At 54.9% G+C, this 23,137-nt stretch carries 23 protein-coding genes and 1 other annotated feature; of the genes, 15 read left to right on the forward strand and 8 right to left on the reverse strand.

The genetic code is table 11. The features are described 5' to 3' along the window. The 13 genes from infC to selO all read left to right on the forward strand — a co-directional run. Positions 1-393: translation initiation factor IF-3 (infC, locus tag B3B59_RS02600; RefSeq protein WP_286808024.1), on the forward strand; the 393-nt coding region annotated here is incomplete at its 5' end. 97 nt (positions 394-490) lie between these two features. Next, positions 491-688: a 50S ribosomal protein L35 gene (rpmI, locus tag B3B59_RS02605; protein WP_003030583.1), complete on the forward strand. Its 198-nt coding sequence runs from the start codon at positions 491-493 to the stop codon at positions 686-688. A 51-nt stretch (positions 689-739) separates the two neighbouring features. Beyond that, positions 740-1,096: a 50S ribosomal protein L20 gene (gene rplT, locus B3B59_RS02610; RefSeq protein WP_000124850.1), complete on the forward strand. Its 357-nt coding sequence runs from the start codon at positions 740-742 to the stop codon at positions 1,094-1,096. A 235-nt stretch (positions 1,097-1,331) separates the two neighbouring features. Continuing rightward, positions 1,332-1,456, forward strand: a sequence feature (Phe leader region). Beyond that, complete coding sequence (pheM, locus tag B3B59_RS02615; RefSeq protein ID WP_001386830.1) at positions 1,337-1,381, forward strand: pheST operon leader peptide PheM; 45 nt, start codon at positions 1,337-1,339, stop codon at positions 1,379-1,381. It overlaps the preceding feature by 45 nt. Positions 1,457-1,518: 62 nt before the next feature. Further along, positions 1,519-2,502, forward strand: coding sequence for a phenylalanine--tRNA ligase subunit alpha (pheS, locus tag B3B59_RS02620; protein ID WP_286808026.1), 984 nt, complete (start codon positions 1,519-1,521; stop codon positions 2,500-2,502). Between the two features lie 15 nt (positions 2,503-2,517). Further along, positions 2,518-4,905, forward strand: a complete 2,388-nt coding sequence (gene pheT, locus B3B59_RS02625; RefSeq protein WP_286808027.1) for a phenylalanine--tRNA ligase subunit beta — start codon at positions 2,518-2,520, stop codon at positions 4,903-4,905. 4 nt (positions 4,906-4,909) lie between these two features. Further along, entirely contained in the window at positions 4,910-5,209 is a 300-nt protein-coding gene (gene ihfA / locus B3B59_RS02630) for an integration host factor subunit alpha (RefSeq protein ID WP_006820203.1), read from the forward strand. 101 nt (positions 5,210-5,310) lie between these two features. Then, on the forward strand, positions 5,311-6,291 hold the full coding sequence (btuC, locus tag B3B59_RS02635; protein ID WP_212477937.1) for a vitamin B12 ABC transporter permease BtuC: 981 nt from the start codon (positions 5,311-5,313) through the stop codon (positions 6,289-6,291). Between the two features lie 36 nt (positions 6,292-6,327). After that, the gene (locus B3B59_RS02640; RefSeq protein WP_046885913.1) at positions 6,328-6,879 is read left to right on the forward strand and encodes a glutathione peroxidase; all 552 of its coding nucleotides are present in this window, start codon (positions 6,328-6,330) and stop codon (positions 6,877-6,879) included. Then, positions 6,879-7,634, forward strand: coding sequence for a vitamin B12 ABC transporter ATP-binding protein BtuD (btuD, locus tag B3B59_RS02645; RefSeq protein ID WP_207293589.1), 756 nt, complete (start codon positions 6,879-6,881; stop codon positions 7,632-7,634). The genes B3B59_RS02640 and btuD overlap by 1 nt, the downstream gene beginning before the upstream one ends. A gap of 73 nt (positions 7,635-7,707) precedes the next feature. Then, positions 7,708-8,172, forward strand: coding sequence for a C40 family peptidase (locus B3B59_RS02650; RefSeq protein WP_040075998.1), 465 nt, complete (start codon positions 7,708-7,710; stop codon positions 8,170-8,172). Positions 8,173-8,442: 270 nt separating this feature from the next. Next, positions 8,443-9,162: an EAL domain-containing protein gene (locus B3B59_RS02655; protein WP_286808028.1), complete on the forward strand. Its 720-nt coding sequence runs from the start codon at positions 8,443-8,445 to the stop codon at positions 9,160-9,162. Between the two features lie 54 nt (positions 9,163-9,216). Continuing rightward, entirely contained in the window at positions 9,217-10,659 is a 1,443-nt protein-coding gene (gene selO / locus B3B59_RS02660) for a protein adenylyltransferase SelO (RefSeq protein WP_286808029.1), read from the forward strand. Here the strand turns inward: selO and B3B59_RS02665 are convergent. The 8 genes from B3B59_RS02665 to ppsR form a co-directional block, all read right to left on the reverse strand. Continuing rightward, a complete protein-coding gene (locus tag B3B59_RS02665) occupies positions 10,656-11,435 on the reverse strand; it encodes a heme ABC transporter ATP-binding protein (RefSeq protein ID WP_286808030.1) in 780 nt (259 codons plus the stop codon). The two genes, selO and B3B59_RS02665, sit on opposite strands and share 4 nt — an antisense overlap. Beyond that, on the reverse strand, positions 11,428-12,420 hold the full coding sequence (locus tag B3B59_RS02670) for a FecCD family ABC transporter permease (RefSeq protein ID WP_233802137.1): 993 nt from the start codon (positions 12,418-12,420) through the stop codon (positions 11,428-11,430). The genes B3B59_RS02665 and B3B59_RS02670 overlap by 8 nt, the downstream gene beginning before the upstream one ends. Next, entirely contained in the window at positions 12,420-13,241 is an 822-nt protein-coding gene (locus B3B59_RS02675; RefSeq protein WP_212477942.1) for a heme/hemin ABC transporter substrate-binding protein, read from the reverse strand. Before B3B59_RS02675 ends, B3B59_RS02670 begins: the two co-directional genes overlap by 1 nt. Continuing rightward, positions 13,238-14,266: a hemin-degrading factor gene (locus tag B3B59_RS02680; RefSeq protein ID WP_233802135.1), complete on the reverse strand. Its 1,029-nt coding sequence runs from the start codon at positions 14,264-14,266 to the stop codon at positions 13,238-13,240. The genes B3B59_RS02675 and B3B59_RS02680 overlap by 4 nt, the downstream gene beginning before the upstream one ends. Before the next feature lie 47 nt (positions 14,267-14,313). Continuing rightward, positions 14,314-16,299: a TonB-dependent hemoglobin/transferrin/lactoferrin family receptor gene (locus tag B3B59_RS02685; RefSeq protein WP_286808031.1), complete on the reverse strand. Its 1,986-nt coding sequence runs from the start codon at positions 16,297-16,299 to the stop codon at positions 14,314-14,316. Between the two features lie 68 nt (positions 16,300-16,367). Beyond that, positions 16,368-16,562 carry a hemin uptake protein HemP gene (gene hemP / locus B3B59_RS02690; RefSeq protein ID WP_040075988.1) on the reverse strand — a complete coding sequence of 65 codons (195 nt, stop codon included), beginning with the start codon at positions 16,560-16,562 and terminating at the stop codon, positions 16,368-16,370. A gap of 170 nt (positions 16,563-16,732) precedes the next feature. After that, positions 16,733-17,779, reverse strand: coding sequence for a 3-deoxy-7-phosphoheptulonate synthase AroH (gene aroH, locus B3B59_RS02695; protein ID WP_233802131.1), 1,047 nt, complete (start codon positions 17,777-17,779; stop codon positions 16,733-16,735). Between the two features lie 152 nt (positions 17,780-17,931). After that, on the reverse strand, positions 17,932-18,765 hold the full coding sequence (ppsR, locus tag B3B59_RS02700) for a posphoenolpyruvate synthetase regulatory kinase/phosphorylase PpsR (protein WP_040075986.1): 834 nt from the start codon (positions 18,763-18,765) through the stop codon (positions 17,932-17,934). Positions 18,766-19,102: 337 nt separating this feature from the next. On the opposite strand from ppsR, the gene ppsA reads away from it, so the two are divergent. Next, on the forward strand, positions 19,103-21,481 hold the full coding sequence (gene ppsA / locus B3B59_RS02705) for a phosphoenolpyruvate synthase (RefSeq protein WP_046885923.1): 2,379 nt from the start codon (positions 19,103-19,105) through the stop codon (positions 21,479-21,481). 255 nt (positions 21,482-21,736) lie between these two features. After that, positions 21,737-23,137, forward strand: a complete 1,401-nt coding sequence (locus B3B59_RS02710) for an MFS transporter (protein WP_286808032.1) — start codon at positions 21,737-21,739, stop codon at positions 23,135-23,137.

Here is a 23,137-nt window from a genome sequence, read left to right on the forward strand (position 1 = left end):
GTAGATTTAGTTGAAATCAGCCCTAACGCCGAACCGCCAGTTTGTCGTATCATGGACTACGGCAAGTTCCTTTATGAAAAGAGTAAGTCTTCTAAGGAACAGAAGAAGAAGCAAAAAGTTATCCAGGTTAAGGAAATCAAATTCCGTCCTGGTACCGACGATGGCGATTATCAGGTAAAACTCCGCAGCCTGATTCGCTTTCTGGAAGATGGCGATAAGGCCAAGATCACACTGCGTTTCCGCGGTCGTGAGATGGCCCACCAACAGATCGGTATGGAAGTGCTTAACCGCGTCCGTGAAGATCTGAGTGAACTGGCAGTAGTCGAATCCTTCCCTACGAAGATCGAAGGCCGCCAGATGATCATGGTGCTCGCTCCTAAGAAGAAACAGTAAGGCCTTCAAGCAGCAAAATCTGTGGAGCCTTCGGGCCTCATAGGTTTTGCTCGCCTATGTTTCGTTTATTTAACAATGCGAAGTGGAAGTTATTAAGATGCCAAAAATTAAGACCGTACGCGGTGCTGCTAAGCGCTTCAAAAAAACCGGTGGTGGTGGATTTAAGCGTAAGCACGCAAACCTGCGTCATATTCTGACCAAAAAATCTACTAAGCGTAAACGTCACCTGCGTCCAAAAGGCCTTGTTTCTAAAGGCGATCTGGGTCTGGTTATCGCGTGCCTGCCGTACGCATAAGCCGTTAACGTTTAATTTTTTTACTAAGAATATAGATACAGGAGAGCACATATGGCTCGCGTAAAACGTGGTGTAATTGCACGTGCACGTCACAAGAAAATTTTGAAACAAGCTAAAGGCTACTACGGTGCGCGTTCACGCGTTTACCGCGTTGCCTTCCAGGCTGTTATCAAAGCAGGTCAGTACGCTTACCGTGACCGTCGTCAGCGTAAGCGTCAGTTCCGTCAACTGTGGATTGCGCGTATCAACGCAGCAGCACGTCAGAACGGTATTTCTTACAGCAAATTCATCAACGGCCTGAAAAAAGCCTCTGTTGAAATCGACCGTAAGATCCTGGCTGACATCGCAGTATTCGACAAAGTAGCGTTCACCGCTCTGGTCGAAAAAGCGAAAGCAGCTCTGGCATAAGCCAGTTGAAAGAGGGGGCTTTGCTCCCTCTTTTCATATACCCGTCATACTTCAAGCTGTACCTGCATTGGCTGCGTTCGTTCACTTCAGTCACTGATGTAAGGGCCTGAGGATTCTCTCTCTTGCCGCCTTGTTACAACGTGAATTATTTGGGGTATAACCTTATCAGAACATTGACATTTATCCGTGCAGGCTTTTCAATAAGCGCTTAACGGTTTTTCCACACAAGGTAACGCAAGCATGAATGCTGCTATTTTCCGCTTCTTCTTTTACTTTAGCACCTGAATTCAGGAGGCTAGCGCGTGAAAGATGAAACGAAAAACAGCGCCAATTAAGCCTCCCGATGGAGGCTTTTTTTGTGTCTAAATTCGAGAGATTAAGTCCACCAAATCGGTGTCTGCACCGACATAATGAGGAAAACCATGTCACATCTCGCAGAGCTGGTTGCCAGTGCAACGGCTGCCATTAACCAGGCCTCAGATGTTGCCGCGTTAGACAACGTCCGCGTCGAATACCTGGGCAAGAAAGGGCATCTGACTCTTCAGATGACCACCCTGCGTGAGCTGCCGCCGGAAGAGCGTCCAGCTGCAGGCGCAGTGATTAACGAAGCCAAAGAGCAGGTCCAGCAAGTTCTGAATGCGCGTAAAACCGATTTAGAAAATGCCGCGCTGAACGCCCGTCTCGCTGCAGAGACCATCGACGTCTCCCTGCCGGGTCGCCGCGTAGAGAACGGTGGATTGCACCCGGTTACCCGCACCATTGACCGTATTGAAAGTTTCTTCGGTGAACTGGGCTTTACCGTCGCCACCGGGCCGGAAATTGAAGATGACTACCATAACTTCGATGCCCTGAACATTCCGGGTCACCACCCGGCACGTGCCGACCACGACACCTTCTGGTTTGATGCGACCCGTCTGCTGCGTACCCAGACCTCTGGCGTACAGATTCGCACCATGAAAAACCAGCAGCCACCGATTCGCATCATCGCGCCGGGCCGTGTTTACCGTAACGATTACGACCAGACTCACACCCCGATGTTCCACCAGATGGAAGGTCTGATCGTTGATAAGAACATCAGCTTCACCAATCTGAAAGGCACGCTGCACGAGTTCCTGAATAACTTCTTTGAAGAGGATCTGCAGGTGCGTTTCCGTCCGTCCTACTTCCCGTTCACCGAACCCTCCGCTGAAGTGGATGTGATGGGTAAAAACGGCAAATGGCTGGAAGTGCTGGGCTGCGGTATGGTGCATCCGAATGTACTGCGCAACGTGGGCATCGATCCGGAAGTTTACTCCGGCTTTGCGTTCGGCATGGGTATGGAGCGACTGACCATGCTGCGTTACGGCGTAACCGACTTACGCGCTTTCTTCGAGAACGATCTGCGTTTCCTCAAACAGTTTAAATAAGGGCAGGACAGAACAATGAAATTCAGTGAACTGTGGCTACGCGAATGGGTGAATACCTCTCTCGACAGCGAAGCGCTTTCTAACCAGATCACCATGGCTGGCCTGGAAGTGGACGGCGTTGAGCCGGTTGCGGGCGCTTTCAACGGCGTGGTAGTGGGCGAAGTGGTGGAGTGCGGTCAGCACCCTAACGCCGATAAATTGCGTGTTACCAAGATCAACGTAGGCGGCGAACGCCTGCTGGATATCGTCTGCGGCGCACCTAACTGTCGCCAGGGGCTGAAAGTTGCGGTGGCGACCATCGGCGCCGTACTGCCGGGTGACTTCAAAATTAAAGCCGCAAAACTGCGCGGCGAGCCTTCCGAAGGCATGCTTTGCTCCTTCTCTGAGCTGGGTATTTCCGACGATCATAACGGTATTATCGAATTGCCGGCCGATGCGCCTGTCGGTACCGACATTCGTGAGTACCTGAAACTCGATGACAACACCATCGAAATTAGCGTTACGCCAAACCGTGCGGATTGCTTAGGTATTATCGGTGTGGCACGTGACGTCGCCGTGCTGAATCAGACCGAGCTGAACGTACCAGAAATCGTGCCTGTTGAAGCGACCATCAGCGACACGCTGCCTATCCAGGTTGAAGCTGCAGACGCCTGTCCGCGCTACCTGGGGCGTGTGGTCAAAGGCATCAACGTGAAAGCGCCAACTCCGCTGTGGATGAAAGAGAAGCTTCGTCGTTGCGGCATTCGCTCTATCGATGCCGTCGTTGACGTCACTAACTACGTTCTGCTGGAGCTGGGTCAGCCGATGCACGCGTTCGATAAAGATCGTATCGAAGGCGGCATCGTGGTGCGTATGGCGAAAGAGGGCGAAACCCTGGTTCTGCTGGACGGCACCGAAGCCAAACTGAATGCCGATACGCTGGTAATTGCTGACCATAACAAAGCGCTGGCCATGGGCGGCATCTTTGGTGGGGAGCACTCTGGCGTTAATGATGAAACGCAGAACGTGCTGCTGGAGTGTGCGTTCTTCAGTCCGCTCTCCATCACCGGTCGTGCACGTCGTCACGGCCTGCACACCGATGCGTCTCACCGCTACGAGCGTGGTGTGGATCCTGCACTGCAGTATAAAGCGATCGAGCGTGCGACACGCTTGCTGCTCGATATCTGCGGCGGCGAAGCAGGCCCGGTTATCGATGTCACTCACGAAGCGACCCTGCCGAAGCGTGCAACCATTACGCTGCGCCGCAGCAAGCTGGATCGCCTGATTGGTCACCACATTGCCGATGCGCAGGTAGGTGACATTCTTCGCCGTCTGGGCTGCGAAGTGACCGAAGGTCAGGATCAGTGGCAGGCTGTTGCCCCAAGCTGGCGTTTCGATATGGAGATCGAAGAGGATCTGGTTGAGGAAGTTGCCCGCGTCTATGGCTACAACAACATTCCTGACGCCCCTGTTCAGGCGGGTCTGGTCATGGGCTCGCACCGCGAAGCTGACCTGTCCCTGAAGCGTGTGAAAACCATGCTTAACGACAAAGGCTACCAGGAAGTCATCACCTACAGCTTTGTCGATCCGAAAGTGCAGCAGCTGGTTCATCCAGGTGAAGAAGCGCTGATTTTGCCAAGCCCGATCTCCAGCGAAATGTCTGCAATGCGCTTGTCATTGCTGACCGGTCTGCTGAGTACCATCGTTTATAACCAGAACCGTCAGCAGAGCCGCGTACGTATCTTTGAAACCGGCCTGCGTTTCGTACCGGATACCCAGGCTGATCTCGGTATCCGTCAGGATCTGATGCTGGCTGGCACCATTTGCGGCAACCGCTACGAAGAGCACTGGGATCTGACGAAAAACAGCGTTGATTTCTACGATTTGAAAGGTGACCTCGAGTCCGTGCTCGATCTGACCGGTAAATTATCCGAAATTGAGTTCCGTGCTGAAGCTATTCCAGCCCTGCATCCGGGCCAGTGTGCGGCAATTTATCTGCAGGGAGAACGCGTTGGTGTCATTGGCGTTATCCATCCGGAGCTTGAGCGTAAACTGGACCTGAATGGCCGTACGCTGGCGTTTGAGCTGGAGTGGAACAAGGTTGCAGACCGCGTTATTCCTCAGGCTCAGGACGTTTCTCGCTTCCCGGCGAACCGTCGTGATATCGCTGTTGTGGTGGCCGAAAACGTGCCTGCCGCAGATATTTTGGCCGAATGTAAGAAAGTTGGCGTAAATCAGGTAGTTGGCGTAAACTTATTTGACGTGTACCGCGGCAAGGGCGTAGCAGAGGGCTTTAAGAGCCTGGCTATCAGCCTGATCCTTCAGGATACCGGCCGTACACTCGAAGAAGAGGAGATTGCCGCTACCGTTGCCAAATGTGTAGAGGCATTAAAAGAGCGATTCCAGGCATCATTGAGGGATTGAACCTATGGCGCTTACAAAAGCTGAAATGTCAGAATATCTGTTTGATAAGCTTGGGCTTAGCAAACGGGATGCTAAAGAGCTGGTAGAGCTGTTTTTCGAAGAGATCCGTCGTGCTCTGGAAAATGGTGAGCAGGTAAAACTCTCCGGCTTTGGCAATTTTGATTTGCGAGACAAAAACCAACGTCCGGGCCGTAACCCGAAGACGGGGGAAGATATTCCCATTACAGCCCGCCGCGTGGTGACCTTCAGACCCGGACAGAAGTTAAAAAGCCGTGTCGAAAACGCTTCGCCAAAAGCAGAGTGATATGAACTAACTAAAAAGGCCGCTTTTGCGGCCTTTTTTCTTTGCGCTGTTGTAAACCCACCGTAAAATCAATCACCTCATTCATTCGCATAATGATACCCATGCCCGAATTCGCCCGTCATCAATACCGCGCCGATCTGCGAAAATTACTGTTGCTGATAGTGGCGCTGGTGGCGGCACTGGTGTTTAGCCTGTGTGCGGGTGAGCAGTGGATTTCGCCGCAGGCCTGGTTTAGTGATGACGCGCGTCTTTACATCTGGCAAATACGGCTTCCGCGTACCCTGGCGGTGGTGTTGGTGGGGGCGGCTCTGGCCCTGAGCGGTACCATTATGCAGGCGCTGTTTGATAATCCCCTCGCCGAGCCCGGTCTGTTGGGCGTCTCAAACGGTGCCGGTGTGGGTCTGATTGCGGCAGTCATGCTGGGGGGCGGGGCGCTCTCGGGGACGGCGCTAAGCCTCTACGCCATTCTCGGCGCGCTGATCATTACCACTATCCTGCTGCGCTTCGCCCGCAAACATCTCTCCTCCAGTCGCCTGCTGTTGGCAGGCGTGGCGCTGGGCATTATCTGTAGCGCGCTCATGACCTGGGCGGTCTATTTCTCCACCTCATTTGACCTTCGCCAGCTAATGTACTGGATGATGGGGGGCTTTGGTGGTGTCGACTGGAGTCAAGGCTGGCTGATGCTACTGCTGATACCGGTGATTCTCTGGGCGTGCCTGCAAGCCTCGCCGCTGAATATGTTAGTGCTGGGAGAGACCTCCGCGCGCCAGCTCGGCCTGCCGCTGACCTTCTGGCGTAACACGCTGGTGATGGCTATCGGATGGATGGTGGGCGTCAGCGTGGCGCTGGCGGGTGCCATCGGATTTATTGGTCTTGTCATTCCACACATGCTGCGCTTAGCCGGTATCACCGATCATCGTCTGTTGCTGCCTGCCGCGGCGGTGGCCGGGGGGGCCATATTGCTGCTGGCCGATATCATCGCCAGGCTGGCGCTGAATGCTGCAGAACTGCCCATCGGTGTCGTGACCGCGACATTGGGCGCACCGGTGTTTATCTGGCTACTCTTAAAGGCCGGACGTTAATCGCCGCCAACCTGAAACACAACCTGAGGTAAAACTATGTCGACAGATATTTTGCATACTGAAGTGACGACCATCGATGGGGAAAAGACCACCCTGGAAAGCTATAAAGGTAACGTTTTGCTGGTGGTGAACGTGGCATCAAAATGTGGCCTCACGCCGCAGTATGAACAGCTGGAAGCGCTGCAAAAGAGCAAAGAACAAGAGGGCTTCACCGTACTCGGCTTCCCGTGCAATCAGTTTCTGGGACAGGAGCCAGGCAGCGAAGAAGAGATCAAGACCTTCTGCAGCACGACTTATGGCGTGACGTTCCCGATGTTCAGTAAGGTAGAAGTTAACGGAGAGCAGCGTCATCCTCTCTACCAGAAGCTTATCGCTGCGGCTCCTGCGGCCGTCGCTCCAGAGGGCAGTGGTTTTTACGAGCGAATGGCAAGCAAAGGTCGCGCGCCGCTCTATCCGGACGATATTCTCTGGAACTTCGAGAAATTCCTCATTGGCCGCGACGGACAGGTCATTCAGCGCTTTTCACCGGATATGACGCCAGACGATCCGCAAATCACTGCCGCCATTGAGAAGGCACTGGCCAGCTAATGACGGCGCTGATGCAGCTCAACGGCGTTGCGGTGGCGAACAGGCTGGGGCCGATCGATGTGCAGGTCAACGCAGGGGAGATTATTCACCTTGTGGGGCCGAACGGCGCCGGTAAAAGCACCTTGCTGAGCCGGATGTCAGGGTTATCAGACGGTGCAGGGGAGATCCTTTTTCAGGATAAACCGCTGGCCGACTGGTCGCCGGCCTCGCTTGCCACTCGACGCGCCTGGCTGGTTCAGCAGCAAACCCCGCCGTTTGCCATGCCGGTCTGGCACTATTTGATGCTGCATCAGCACGATAAAGCCCAGGAGTCGTTACTGCTGGAAGTTGCGGGCGCGCTGGGCGTTAAGGATAAGCTCACCCGCAATGTCAATCAGCTTTCCGGCGGCGAGTGGCAGCGAGTGCGCCTGGCTGCAGTGATCCTGCAAATTCATCCGTCAGGTAACCCACACGGCCAGTTACTGCTGCTGGATGAGCCAATGACCAGCCTTGATGTTGCGCAGCAGGTAGCGCTCGACAGAGCGCTCAGCGCGCTATCGCAGCAGGGGATCGCCATTGTGATGAGCAGCCACGATCTTAATCATACGTTGCGGCATGCCCACCGCGTATGGCTATTAAAGCGCGGCGAGTTGCTCGCCAGCGGCGCGCGAGACAAGGTTTTAACCCCGCCTAATCTTGCCCGCGCCTACGGGATGCCATTCCGCCGGCTGGATATCGAAGGTCACAGAATGATCATTTCCACCGGACAGGAATAAGCGCAGGTTGCGCCGTAGCGCTAAGACAGGCTAAATTACGGAAAGAACAAAAAAAGCAGAGGATTCGTCTGGAATGCGATTCTGGTTTCCCCTTGTGGTGGCGCTATTTCTGGCCGGGTGCAGTAGCCATCGTGCGCCACCGCCAAACGCGCGCCTCTCTGACTCGATCACGGTCATTGCTAACCTAAACGATCAGTTGCAGAACTGGCGCGGCACACCTTACCGCTATGGCGGGATGAGTCGTGGCGGGGTGGACTGCTCGGGCTTTGTGTTAATGACCTTCCGCGACAAGTTTGATTTGCAACTCCCCCGGGAGACGCGTAAACAGGCTGAAATAGGCACCGAAATTAATAAAGATGACCTGCTCCCAGGGGATCTGGTTTTTTTCAAAACCGGGTCGGGCGAGAGTGGGCTTCACGTCGGTATTTATGATACCGACAACCAGTTTATTCACGCTTCTACCAGCCGCGGCGTGATGCGCTCGTCGCTGGATAATGTCTACTGGCGTAAAAATTTCTGGCAGGCCAGACGTATATAAATGGGTAGCGCCGCATGGCGCTCTTGCTTTAAAAGTCCCGCAATATTCTTTCAACGACGTTATTTTCTGTTGTAATAATTAGCCGTAAATGCGTTGCTTATCAAAAACTGGCTATTAATGGATATCCAGGATAAGATTATTTCGAGTCTAAGGAAACTCCTAAAATTATAACGGAACTAATGAAATTCTTCCTATTAAAATCCATGATATTGAATTACATATCTATATGTTTCAGGATGACACATAGCGTCATAAGTACGGGGCGGGAAAATGATAATTACGCTGGATAACGCTTATCAGTCTGAGCTGTTAATAGTGCCAGCCCGCAATGATTCAGGGGCGCTAATCGGAATCGAAATAATCGTCAACTTTGTTGGCGTGGCTACAAATGTACGTATGCCGACTGAACTGGTTATGCCGTATCTCACGGCCAGGCAAGAGATTGAGCTGTTTCAGGAAAAGTTGTTAATGCTCGATAGCTGTAAACTCTTTTTTATTCAACATCAGCTGACCGCATGGATAAATATTACCCCTACGGTCGTAACCTGGTTAATTAGCGAAGGTAATGGTATTGCAATTTGTGAACGTTACCCGTCACTCGAGTTTACTGTTAATGAGAATTATCCTGAACTTAATAAAGGAAAAGAAAATACCAGTTTGATGAACTTCGCGCTTCGCTTTCCGCTGGTATTAGCCAATTTTGGTGCGGGGGATGCCTCCACTAAAGCCATTTTCGATGGATTGTTTAATCGCGTGGCGCTGGATAAAAACTTCATTCAACAACATTTAACTGATCGAACGTTTGAACCCTTTATCCGGGCCATCATGATGCAGGTTTCACCTTATTGTCAGTCGGTGATGGTGGCTGGAGTGGATGACAAAGAGACCTTGCAGCGTCTATCGGGTTTTGGCTTTAGCGCCATGCAGGGGAGTCTGTGGCCCCCGGTATCTGTAGAAAACATCACCTCTCTGGTGCAGGATAACCCTTAGGTTACCCCGTGTTTAACACCGGATAAACGCACTACACTAAAGGCAGGAGGATCTATGACCCTGTCTTTTACTTCTCACTGGCATGATGAACTGCCAGGTTTTTACACCGCGCTGAAACCCACGCCGCTCAGTAATGCTCGTCTGGTCTGGCATAACGCCGCCCTGGCGGACGAACTGGATATCCCTGCATCACTGTTTACCCCAGCCGAAGGGGCTGGCGTCTGGGGAGGCGAAACGCTGCTCCCGGGCATGAAGCCGCTGGCACAGGTCTATAGCGGCCATCAGTTTGGCGTCTGGGCCGGACAACTCGGCGATGGTCGTGGCATCCTGCTGGGCGAACAGCAGCTTGCGAATGGTCAGACGGTCGACTGGCACCTGAAAGGGGCTGGCCTGACGCCTTACTCCCGCATGGGGGATGGCCGAGCCGTGTTGCGCTCAACCATCCGGGAAGCCCTCGCTTCCGAGGCGATGCACGCGCTGGGCGTGCCCACCAGCCGTGCTTTATCGATCGTCACCAGCGATACCCCGGTATCACGTGAATCGGTGGAGCAGGGTGCGATGCTGATGCGTATAGCCCAAAGCCATGTGCGTTTCGGTCATTTTGAACACTTTTACTATCGCCGTGAGCCAGAAAAAGTGCGACAGCTGGCGGATTTCGTTATTGCCCATCACTGGCCCCACCTGCAGAACGATGCCGATAAGTATCGGCTCTGGTTCCGTGATGTTGTCGCCCGCACCGCCTCGCTAATGGCCTGCTGGCAGACGATCGGTTTTGCGCACGGGGTAATGAATACCGATAACATGTCGATACTGGGTCTGACTTTTGATTATGGCCCGTACGGTTTTCTGGATGATTACCAGCCCGGTTTTATCTGTAACCACTCCGATTATCAGGGACGCTATAGCTTCGATAACCAGCCGTCCGTGGGATTATGGAACCTGCAACGGCTGGCCCAGTCGTTATCGCCGTTTATCGACGTGGATGCCCTCAATGATGCGCTCGATGAGTATCAGGAGGTGTTGCTGCAGCAGTACGGTAAACTGATGCGCCGCAAACTGGGGCTGATGCGTCAGGAGAAGGGCGATAACACCCTCCTGAACGGGCTGTTTACGCTGATGGCAAAAGAGGGCAGTGACTATACGCGAACCTTCCGCATGCTGGGCCAGACGGAGCGCCAGAGCGCGGCGTCCCCGCTGCGGGATGAATTTATTGACCGCCAGGCCTTCGACCAGTGGTTCGCGCTCTACCGCGAGCGCCTACAGCTGGAAGATGCGGACGATGCTGCCCGACAGACGCAAATGAACGCCGTCAACCCGGCAATGATACTGCGTAACTGGCTGGCACAGCGCGCTATCGAGCAGGCAGAGCAGGGGGATTATGCCGAACTCCATCGTCTACATGAGGCGCTTCGTACGCCGTTTGCCGAACGGGATGATGACTACGTCAGCCGCCCACCGGACTGGGGCAAGCGGCTGGAAGTGAGTTGCTCAAGCTAAGGGGCAAGAAAAACCTGCGGTGTAGCGCTGGCAGGATGCGTACCAACGTGGATCTCAGCGCCATACCAGCGGGTGAGGGTATCAGCTTGTAAAACATGCTGCGCTGTTCCCCCGGCAACGAGATCGCCGTTGTGCAGCAACAGCACACGATCTGCCCACAGCGCGGCGAGGTTCAAATCGTGCAGGACAACGCACACATGCAGATGCCCGTGTCCTGTCAAACGCTTCAATAAACGCAGTATGTGTTGCTGGTGGTAAAGATCCAGCGCTGAGGTAGGTTCATCCAGAAACAGCCAGCCTCGGGGCGCCCCGTTGCGCCAGAGCTGCGCCAGCGCACGGGCAAGCTGCACCCGCTGCTGCTCACCGCCGGAGAGCGCCGAATAAGAACGTCCGGCCAGCGGCAGGCAGCCGGTCAGCTGCATGACCTGCGTAATTATTGACCTGTCCGGCGTTAAGCCCCAGGGGGTACGCCCCATGGCGACGACCGCTTCAACCGGCCAGTCAAAACCAGGCTGGGTGAGCTGGCGCATCGCCGCCCGGGTACGCGAAAGGGCCGGGGCGCTCCAGTGTGCCAGGTCTTTACCCTCAAGTTTGCACTGCCCGGCCTCGGGCTTCAGGTAGCCGGTCAGCAGCCGTAATAACGTCGATTTCCCCGCTCCGTTGGGGCCAATCAGCGCCACCAGTTCACCCGGTGCCAGAGTGAGAGAGATGTTGCGGATCACCGTCCGATCCGCCACGCGGTAAGTCAGGTTTTGTGCGACAAACGTCTCAGCCATGGTGCCCTCCCCGGCGGAAGATCAGCCACAGGAACCAGGGGGCGCCGAGGAGGCTGGTCAGCAGGCCAACCGGCATCTCCGCAGGCGCCACCAGCGTACGGGCGGCCGTATCGGCGATCAGCAGCAGTAATGCTCCCGCCAGCACGGAGCCTGGGATCACCGCCCGATGATCGGAACCCAGCCACATGCGCAACAGATGGGGAACCACCAGCCCGATAAAGCCAATCACGCCGCTTACCGCCACGGCAGCAGCCACCAGCAGGGCGCTGCAGAGCAGTAAAATCCGCTGCACCATCCGCACCTCAATGCCGAGGTAGTGTGCTTCTTCATCGCCCAGCTGCAGCACGTTAAGCGCCGACGCCAACCGACAGATAATTAATACCGTGGGGAGCATCAGGGAAGTGATCGCCAGTAGCGTTGACCACTGGGCCTGACCCAGGCTACCCATGCCCCATAGCGAGAGTTGGCGTAGCTGGGCATCGTTACTGACCCACGACAATACGCCCACTGCGGCACCGCACAGGGCATTGATCGCGATCCCCACCAGCAGCAAGCGAGACAGCGAACTGTCGCGCTGCTGGCTCAGGATAAAGATCACTCCGGTGGCCGCCAGAGCGCCGACAAACGCTGCCAGCATTGGCGCGTAGAGCATCAATAGCGCGGGTAAAGAGAGCGGTAAGACCACCCATAAAGCCACAGCTAACGCCGCACCGCTACTGATCCCCAGCAGGCCCGGATCGGCGAGGGGGTTACGAAACAACCCCTGCATCACGCAGCCTGCCAACGCCAGCGAGCCGCCAATCACCAGCGCCAGCAACACGCGGGGCAAACGGATGGTAAACCATATCTGGCGCAGAGCGTCGTCACCCCTGCTCCAGAAGAGACTTACCGGCAGGCGCAACGCGCCAAAACCGGTAGCAAGCAGGGTCGCGAGGGCCAGCGAAAGGGCCAGTAACCATAGCGAGAGCGTGATTTTACGGGACATCAGGGGAGTTGCCCGGCTTTGGTACGCAGCTGCTGGATGGCCTGCGGCGTGCGAACGCTAAAGCCAAGCAGCGCCATATCGTCAATAACCAGAAGCTGTTTATGACGCCCGGCCGGGGTTTGTGCCAGCCCGGGTAACGTCCACAGGTTATCCTCGCCGCCCAGCGCTTTCACGCCGTCCTGCGAGATCACCACCAGATCGGGTTGGCTGGCGATCACCCCTTCTTGCGAAAGGGGCTGATAGCGGGTAAATCCCTGCATCGCATTTTGCAATCCGGCGGCACGGATCGCCGCATCGGCAGCGGTTTGCTGGCCTGCGGCCATCGCGGTCATTCCCCCGTGATTCAGTATGAAAAGGACACGCTTGTGAAGCGAAGAGTCAGGCAGCGCAGCCAGCTGCGCGCGCAGCCTGTTGCGCAGAACCTCGCCTTCAGCCTCCCGGTGCGTCGCCTTAGCCACAATCCGCACTTTCTCATCGATCGCGCTCAGGTCAGGACTCCCTGGCACCGTGACCACCGCGACGCGGCTTTGTTCAACCTGCTTCAGGGCCAGAGAGGGTTGCGCCTGATCGCTGGCCAGCACCAGCGTCGGACGCATGGCGAGGATCCCTTCGGCATTGAGCTGACGCAGATAGCCCACGTCCGGCAATGATTTCGCCTCGGCGGGCCACAGGCTGGTACTGTCTCGCGCTACCAGCGACGACTGCGCACCCAGGGCATAGACGATCTCGGTAACGTCGCCCCCGAGGGCGACGATTTTTTGCGGAGTGGCGGCAAAAACCGTCAGCGGCAAGGCGGCGATCAGGACCAACAGTCTTTTCATGCGGCCAGCCCCTTAGGCAGCAGGGTGTCGATCTGAGTCCGCCACTGGGGCTGCTCTGGCTCCCCTTCGGTGCGCTGGCCATAAAGCTGGGCGATTTGCGTCCCATCGGCCGCAAAGAGCTCAAGGCTGGTGACGTGACCGTCGGCGGTGGGTTTACGGGTCACCCAGGTTTCTGCGATGGTCTCTTCCAGCAGATGGAGGGTGAAAGTCGGGTTAAAGATATTTAGCCAGCCTTTCATCGGCACCACTTTTTGGACCGCACCCGTGAAAATCTGCACGCAGCCACGATTGCCGACAAAAACCATAATTTCGTTGCCATCCTGACGGGTGGTCTCCAGCAGTCTGCTCAGGGCGCTGTTATCCACCCGGCAGGCCAGATCGTCACTCACCAGGCGGAAGGCCTGCTGGCGGCTCAGGTTATGGCGTTTCAACAGACCAAAGAACTGATGCACATCGGTCATGGCGCGCCATTCTTTATCCAGGGTAGCGGCATCTGCCCCTTCGGCGTAGGTGACGGCGTCGGCCGGTTTGAGCGTCAGCGGCGGATTGTCGGCAGAGATAAAGCGCGTGAGCAGGTCGCCCCAGGCGGCAACGTCAGTCTTGTCGGTGGCGTAAACCTTCAATAGCGCATCGCCCTGATGGTCAAAAAACTGGATGCTCTGACGCGCGCCCCGGGCGTTGACCTCGCTAATATGGAAGGCGCTGGCCCACTGGCCGAGGAACAGGCGCAGATCCAGGGCCCGCGGATTCAGCACCAGCCCGGCGTGACCCTTAAGATGCTGATTGCTGAAGGCACCGACCTGCTCGTGTACCGCATATTCATTACGGCAAATGCACTTTGTTTCTCCCACGGCCTCCAGCGCGCCAAGGATCTCGCGGATCTCGCCCTGCAGACGCCAGGCATCATGCCCAACGCGCGCAGAGGTGAGTTCTGCTTCGCAGATACTCATCATGCCTGCGATGTCACGAGCATATTTACCCGGATGTTCTTCTTTTAGCGCAAGCCAGCGTGTGTAGTCATTCATTGTCTCTTCCTTCCGAATAAAGACCCCGGCGAACCGGGGCAAGGGGATTACCACTGATAACTTACGAAGATCTTACCGTTACGGCCATCCTGCGGGATGCCCTGCGGTGACCAGTACTCTTTGTCGAAGGCGTTGCCCAGCACCAGCGTGGTGGTAACACCTTTCAACTGCGCCTGTCCTTCGTAGCTGACGTAGAAGTCATTTACCGCGTAGCCAGGCTGCTTACTGTAGCTGCTGCTAACGTGGGTTGAACGGTCGGCAAAGGTGCCGATCCAGCCGACGGAGAAGCCGCTCTGGGCCACCGGTATGTTCAGTTTACTGGTGACAGTGTCCGGGTTGATGCTGGAGATGTACTCCCCGGTGTCGGTATCTTTGCCGCGGGTGCGGTTATAGGCCATGTCGAGGCTAAACAGGTCGGCGGAATATTTTGCCATCACGTCCCAGCCCCAGATTTTGGCATTCGGCACGTTGTAGGACATGGTGGTCGCAGCGGCAAAATCGACGGTGGTCGAGATGTAGTCTTTGGCGTTGGTATCAAAGTAGCTGGCTTTGAACTCCAGCGCATCGTTGCCAAGCCAGAGATTGTCAAAGCGCAGACCAAAACCATACTCCTGCGTTTCGTTGGTTTCTGGTCGCAGATTCGGGTTTGGTACCCAGTAGTTGGTGTAGAAGCTGCCGATGGAGAAGTGTTTCTCATCGTTATACATCTCACCCATGGTTGGGGCGCGGAAGGCCTGGGCATACGAGCCAAACAGCATCAGCCAGTCGGTTGGGCTAACGGTTAACCCGGCACGCGATGACCACTTATGCGCATCCACATCTTCATAGCCGTCGCTACTTCCGCGATAGTTGTCATAGCGGGTACCGCCAAGAAGGGTGACCGGCAGATCGCGCAGGGTGATCTCATCCTGCAACCAGCCTGAGCTGAAGTCGATTTTCGCATCCGGGAAGCCTGTCGCAGCGCCAGATGCGTTCTGCTCCTGACGGTAATACTCGCCGCCGTAAGTCAGTAAATGAGAGGCGAAGGAGTCGCTGAACAGGCGGGAGCGGTTTTCTACTTTCCCGCCTTTGGTGGTCTGTTTGCGGAATTCGCCGGTGTCATCGAGGTTTTGCGCGTTGATGCGGGTTTCTGACCAGTACACTTTGGCATCCGCATTCAGCCAGTCGTTACCCGTCGGCGCAATCTTATAGCCAAGCTGGGCGTCACGCTGAATAGTAGAACGGTCAGTCATGGGGTTGCTGCTATCCACTTCGCCTGGCGTTTGCGGGTTTTTTGGCTCCTGCGCGGCATTATTGTAGTAACGCAGCATTCCGCTCAGGGTCTGAGCGCTGTCAATTTTCCAGTTCCCTTTTGCCAGCATGTTATTGATGGATTCATCGTTGGGCGCGGTATCGCCGTCGCTCTGACGAATATCGCCCCGGTCGCGGCTGGACCAGGAGAGGAGGCCGTCGAGGGTGTCGGTACGGCCAAAGGCGCTGGCGCCCATGCCCAGGCTATGATCCCCGGTGGCGGCGGTGCCGAATACGCGATATCCGCTGTTTTTTCCCGCCTCCAGCAGATCGCTGGCATTCACCGTATCGTAAGCAATCACGCCCCCCAGCGCGCCGCTGCCGTACAGCAGGGCGGAGGGGCCACGCACCACTTCGATGCGCTTAATAAGGGCGGGATCGAGAAAAGTGCTGTTGAGATGACCGGTATCGGTCCCCTGGCGCACCCCATCTACCAGGATCAGTACGCCACGACGATCGTAACCGCGCAGGTTCACGTCCTGGCCGTTAGTGCGACCACTACCGTCGAGGGTTATCCCCGGTACCTGGCGCAGCAAATCGGCGGCAGAGCTGGCGGTCTGATTTTCTGGGGCGGTGGCATCGATAACGCTCACCATCATCGGGGCTTCAAAGGTGCTCCGGGCGTTGCCCGTGGCGGTGACGGTCATCTCCTCCGCAGCAGCAAAAGCGGCGCCGGGTAGGGTACTGAAAATCGCCAGCGCCAGCAGCGACGGGCGCAAAGACGCGGAATGCAGGTATGGCATAGCAACTCTCCATAAGGATATGAAAGCGCTGGCTGCCTGGGGATGACCTGGGTGGCTGGCGAGGTTTTTTATTTTGTCAGGATTAATTTTCCGGCATGGGTTTGACGCAGCAGATACTGCTGGCCGTCATGCTCGATAATGACGCGGCCTTCATCGCCCAGCAGCGTTTTACTGCTAATACGACGATCGGCTGCATCGGGCGCAGGCTGTGTTTTGTCTTCAGGACGAGAAAGCGTTGCTGCAGTGTTATCCATACGTGACATAGTGTTTTCAAAATAGCAATCAATGTAACAATGATAATCATTATCAACAAAAGATCTGGCACGGCAAGCGTTTTTACCAAAAAAGCGCGAGAGGATCGGATTACCAACAAATGTGAAGAAAATGAGGAGATTAAGCGCGGAGAAACCCGGCGCAAAGGCCGGGTATTAGTTTAAAACCGGGTATCAACCGCGGCAGCGAGCTTTTCAATCAGCAGCTCAGTATCTTCCCAGCTGAGGCACGGATCGGTAATGGACTGGCCGTAAGCAATCGGCTGACCGACCACCACTTTTTGCGTCCCTTCTTTGATAAAGCTTTCAGCCATAATGCCGGCGATGGCGGTGGAGCCGCTGCGGATCTGCTGGCAAACGTCATCACAAACCTCCAGCTGGCGACGATGTTGTTTCTGGCAATTACCGTGGCTGAAGTCGACGACCAGCTGCTCCGGCAGGTCAAATTCACGCAGCGTTTCACACGCCTCATGAATATCCTGAGCATGATAATTCGGCTTTTTGCCGCCGCGCATAATGATGTGACCGTACGGGTTGCCGCTGGTCTGGTAGATCGTCATTTGACCGTTTTTATCCGGCGAGAGGAACATATGGCTAGCCCGCGCCGCGCGAATCGCGTCTACGGCGATACGGGTATTACCGTCGGTGCCATTTTTAAAGCCCACAGGGCAGGAGAGCGCTGAGGCCATTTCACGGTGGATCTGGCTTTCCGTCGTACGGGCGCCGATTGCGCCCCAGCTAATGAGGTCGGCGATAAACTGTCCGGTCACCATATCGAGAAATTCGGTGGCCGTCGGCATGCCAAGCTCGTTCACCTGCAGCAGCAGTTTACGCGCCAGTTGAATACCCTGATTAACGCGGTAGCTGCCATTCAGATCGGGATCGGAAATCAGCCCCTTCCAGCCCACCACCGTGCGTGGTTTTTCAAAGTAGGTGCGCATGACGATCTCAAGCCGGGCCTGATGTTTGTCACGCAGCACTTTCAGCCGTTGGGCATAGTCGATAGCGGCATCAAGATCGTGGATGGAACAAGGGCCAACAATTACCAGCAGGCGAGGGTCGTCGCCATTAAGGATTTTTTCGATACTTTTTCGTGACGTTGTCACGTTTTCTGCCACGGCGGCAGAGAGAGGATAGCGCTCGGCCAGTTCGGCTGGCGTGACGAGAGTGTCAATGCGCGCCGTGCGGAGTTCATCGGTTTTATTCATGGAATATCTCAGAATTTTGTGCTTCATCGGCAAACTACCGGGAAGTGATGGGCATCACCTTAAACCAATCCCCGCTGATTTCAAGTGCAGGGCGTTATCCGCCCTGCCGTTGCGCAGCAGTATACGCTTTTATGAATTCATGTACTAGCATGTTAGTACATGCGGCGGCTCAGCCCCATTATGTCGAGGATTTTGGTGGCAATCTCTTCCACCGAATAGTTAGTGCTGTTTAGCCAGGGGATCTGGTTTTTTCGGTACAAAGCTTCCACTTCAGAGACTTCCATCCGGCACTGACGCATAGAGGCGTAACGGCTATTTTCGCGGCGCTCTTCGCGGATAGCGGCCAGCCGTTCCGGGTTGATCGTCAGGCCAAAAAGTTTGTGTTGCAGCGGTTTAAGGGCCGCAGGCAGGACAAGATTGTCCATGTCGTCGGCAATAAAGGGGTAGTTGGCGGCGCGGATACCAAACTGCATCGCCAGATAGAGGCTGGTGGGGGTTTTACCGCAGCGCGAGACGCCCAGCAGGATCACCTGCGCCTGATCAAGATTACGCATTGAAATGCCATCGTCGTGCGCCAGGGTGTAATCAATGGCGGCAATACGGGCATCGTATTTGATGATATTGGCCGGGTTCAGGCCGTGCGTACGGTGGGCAATAGGGGTCGGATCGAGTTGCAACTCATTCTGCAACGGAGCAACCAGCGCCTGGACAATATCCTGGCAGAATCCTTCGCTCTGCAAAATGATGGCCCGGATTTCAGGAAGCACAATGGAGTAAAACACCAGCGGTCGGACACCAGTTTGCTGAAAAATAGCGTCGATCTGATCCTTCACCGCCCTGGCGCGGCTTTCGTTTTCCACAAAAGGGAGCGTGATGCTGTTAATGGCGACCGGGAACTGTGACATTACCGCGTGGCCCAGCACTTCGGCGGTAATTGCCGTCCCATCGGAAATATAAAAAACCTGGCGATCCACAGCATTATCCATTTTGCGTACCCTGAATATCAAACGTAATTGACTGAAAGCATAAATTAAAAAAGTAAATTACAACAGTCAATCAGCGGGCCTAATTAAAAATGAAATGGTGTTTTTATTTTTAATGAAAAGTGGATTTCATTTTTATAAACAGCGTTGTATACCGATTATTTTTGTGGGAATCCATATTAATCATTAGGTTAGCAATTGAGCGGGAACAGTCCGAAAAGCGAAAAAATAAATCTGCTTACACGATTCACCGTTTTTTTAGCGCGGATAAATATGCCAGTATAAATACCGCAGTAAGGTGTTTCTTAACCCGTTCATATATCATAAAAGGATTGTTTCGATGTCCAACAATGGCTCGTCACCGCTGGTGCTTTGGTATAACCAACTCGGCATGAATGATGTAGACAGAGTTGGAGGCAAAAATGCCTCCCTGGGTGAAATGATTACAAATCTGTCAGGTATGGGTGTCTCCGTACCGAATGGATTTGCTACCACCGCCGATGCGTTTAATCTGTTTTTAGACCAGAGCGGCGTAAACCAGCGCATTTACGACCTGCTGGACAACACGGATATTGATGATGTCTCTGCGCTTGCAAAAGCCGGGGCACAAATCCGCCAGTGGATTATCGACACACCTTTCCAGCCGGAACTGGAAAAAGCCATCCACGATGCGTACAACCAGCTCTCGGCTGATGACGCACAAGCCTCTTTTGCCGTGCGCTCATCCGCCACCGCAGAAGATATGCCCGATGCCTCCTTTGCCGGGCAGCAGGAGACCTTCCTCAACGTGCAGGGCTATGATGCCGTGCTGGTGGCAGTGAAACACGTCTTTGCCTCCCTCTTTAACGACCGCGCCATCTCTTATCGCGTACACCAGGGCTACGACCATCGCGGCGTGGCGCTGTCTGCTGGCGTTCAACGCATGGTGCGCTCCGATCTCGCCTCATCGGGTGTGATGTTCTCTATCGATACCGAATCCGGTTTCGATCAGGTGGTCTTTATCACCTCGGCCTGGGGACTGGGCGAAATGGTGGTCCAGGGGGCGGTGAACCCGGATGAGTTCTACGTGCATAAACCGACGCTGGCCGCCGGGCGCCCGTCGATTGTGCGTCGTACCATGGGCTCGAAAAAAATCCGTATGATCTATGCCCCGAACCAGGAGCACGGTAAACAGGTGACGATTGAAGATGTACCGCAGGAACAGCGCGACCGCTTCTCTCTGACCGATGCCGAAGTGCAGGAGCTGGCGAAACAGGCGGTACAGATCGAGAAACATTATGGCCGTCCGATGGATATTGAGTGGGCCAAAGATGGCAACACCGGCAAGCTGTTTATCGTCCAGGCGCGTCCGGAAACCGTGCGCTCACGCGGGCAGGTGATGGAGCGTTACACGCTGCATGCGCAGGGCAAAATTGTTGCTGAAGGCCGTGCCATCGGCCATCGTATCGGCGCCGGCCCGGTAAAAGTGATCCACGATATCAGCGAGATGAACCGCATTCAGCCCGGCGATGTGCTGGTCACCGACATGACCGACCCGGACTGGGAACCGATCATGAAGAAGGCCGCGGCCATCGTCACCAACCGTGGCGGCCGTACCTGTCACGCGGCGATCATCGCCCGTGAGCTGGGGATCCCTGCCGTTGTTGGCTGTGGGGATGCGACGGAGCGCATGAAGGATGATGAGAAGGTGACCGTCTCCTGTGCCGAGGGTGATACCGGTTATGTCTACGCCGATATTCTGGACTTCAGCGTGAAAAGCTCCAGCGTGGATACCATGCCGGATCTGCCGCTGAAGATCATGATGAACGTCGGTAACCCGGATCGCGCCTTTGACTTTGCCTGTCTGCCGAACGAAGGCGTGGGTCTGGCGCGACTGGAATTTATCATCAACCGCATGATTGGCGTTCACCCGCGTGCGCTACTGGAGTTTGATGACCAGCCGGCGACGCTGCAGAACGAAATCCGTGAAATAATGAAAGGCTACGACTCACCGAAAGAGTTCTACGTGGGCCGTCTGTCCGAAGGAATTGCCACCCTGGGTGCGGCATTCTACCCGAAACGCGTGATCGTACGTCTGTCGGACTTTAAATCGAATGAGTACGCCAATCTGGTCGGCGGTGAGCGTTACGAGCCGGAAGAAGAGAACCCGATGCTGGGCTTCCGTGGTGCGGGTCGCTACGTCTCCGACAGCTTCCGCGACTGCTTCGCGCTGGAGTGCGAGGCGGTGAAACGCGTGCGCAACGACATGGGGCTGACCAACGTTGAGATCATGATCCCGTTTGTGCGTACCGTAGACCAGGCGAAAGCGGTGGTAGACGAGCTGGCGCGTCAGGGGCTGAAGCGCGGTGAGAATGGGCTGAAGATCATCATGATGTGCGAAATTCCGTCCAACGCACTGTTGGCAGAACAGTTCCTTGAGCACTTTGATGGCTTCTCTATCGGCTCGAACGACATGACGCAGCTGACGCTGGGTCTGGATCGCGACTCCGGCGTGGTCTCTGAGCTGTTTGATGAGCGTAACGAAGCGGTGAAAGCGCTGCTTTCTATGTCTATCCGCGCGGCGAAGAAGCAGGGCAAATATGTCGGGATTTGCGGACAGGGCCCGTCCGACCATGAAGACTTTGCGGCGTGGCTGATGGAGGAGGGTATCGATAGCCTCTCCCTGAACCCGGATACCGTGGTGCAGACCTGGCTGAGCCTGGCTGAGCTGAATAAGTAAAACCTGAACCCGGTTTTTTTATAAGGCCGGGAAAGAGTGAACAGGGCGAGGAGAATACTCCTCGCCCTTTTTATTTTCTCTTATTTGCTGCGCATCACAAATAATGCAAAAAACTAAATATCATAATTTGTCTGTTAATTTCGACAATTGTTAGCCTGGCAGGTGTTGCTAATACTTTGGCCTTAACTGCGCATTGCCCTGAAATCTGCGCATCCTGGTTGAAACACGTTTTAACCTGATAATAAGGCCAATAAAATGACACTCTCCTCTGTTTTAACTACGAAAGATAAAATAGGTTACGGTTTTGGCGATATGGCCAGTGCGCTGGTCTGGCAAACAGCAACGTTATTTCTTGCTTATTTCTATACGGATGTTTTCGGTTTGCCTGCAGCGATTATGGGAACCATGTTTTTAGTGGTTCGCGTCGTGGATGCCTTTGTCGATCCCTGCATCGGTGCCCTGGTTGACCGGACGCAAACCCGCCATGGTCGATTTCGTCCCTGGCTACTGTGGTTCGCCATTCCGTTTGGCGTAAGCTGTCTCATCACCTTCTACGTACCGGACGTGGGGGCGACGGCGAAAATAGTCTATGCCTGCCTCACCTATACCCTCCTGAGCCTGATCTACTCTGCTATCAACGTCCCGTATTGCGCCATGCCCGGTGCCCTGACGCTGGATCCGCGTGAACGTCACTCGTTACAATCCTGGCGCTTTGGGCTGTCGTTCATCGGCGGGTTGATTGTCACGGTGATTGCCCTGCCGCTGGTTTCGCTCCTCGGTAATGGAAACGTGCAGAAAGGTTATTTCTACGCCATGAGCCTGATGGGGTTACTGGGTATCATTTTATTTTTCTGCTGCTTCTTCATGACCCGCGAACGTTATTCCCCGCGAAATGATACTTCGGGCTCTATGTTGTCTGATTTAAAACTGCTGGCCGGCAACAGCCAGTGGCGAATTGTTTTCCTGTTTAATATTTTACTGTTAACCGCAGTGGTGACGCGTGGCTCGGCGACAATGTATTACGTTAATTATGTCCTGCTGCGCCCGGATCTGGTCTTTGCGTTTATCGTGGCCGGAATGGTCGCAGCCCTGAGCGGGGCGTTATTGTCCGAACGTCTGTTAGGTAAATTCGACCGCGTACGTGCTTATCAGTGGACAATAATCTCTTTCGTGATATTTGGTGCGCTGATCTTCTTTATTCCCCCATCACAGATCTGGCTTATCTTTGGCCTGAATATCATTTTTAGCTTTATTCAAAACCTGACGACGCCATTACAGTGGACGATGTTCTCTGACGTGGTCGACTACGAAGAACATCGCAGCGGTCGTCGCCTTGATGGGCTGGTTTTTTCAACCGCGCTGTTTGCCATTAAGTTCGGCCTGGCGCTGGGCGGTGCCGTTGTGGGCTGGGTGCTGGGTATGGTGAATTATGCCCCAGGACAGGCGACCCAGACGCCGCACGTGCTTACCACGATTAATGCGCTGTTTACCCTCATTCCTTGCGCGCTATTTCTCGGCATGGTGGTACTGCTTACCCTCTACAAGCTTAACAGTCGGGTGGTGGATTCCATCGCCCGTGAGCTCGCCAGCAAGCGCGACGCACAGACCGCTGCCAGGCCGCTTAACCCTGCCATTCAATCTGCCACACAGGAGTAA

Source organism: Leclercia sp. UBA2479 (assembly GCF_002341985.1).
Lineage (GTDB): Bacteria > Pseudomonadota > Gammaproteobacteria > Enterobacterales > Enterobacteriaceae > Enterobacter > Enterobacter pneumoniae.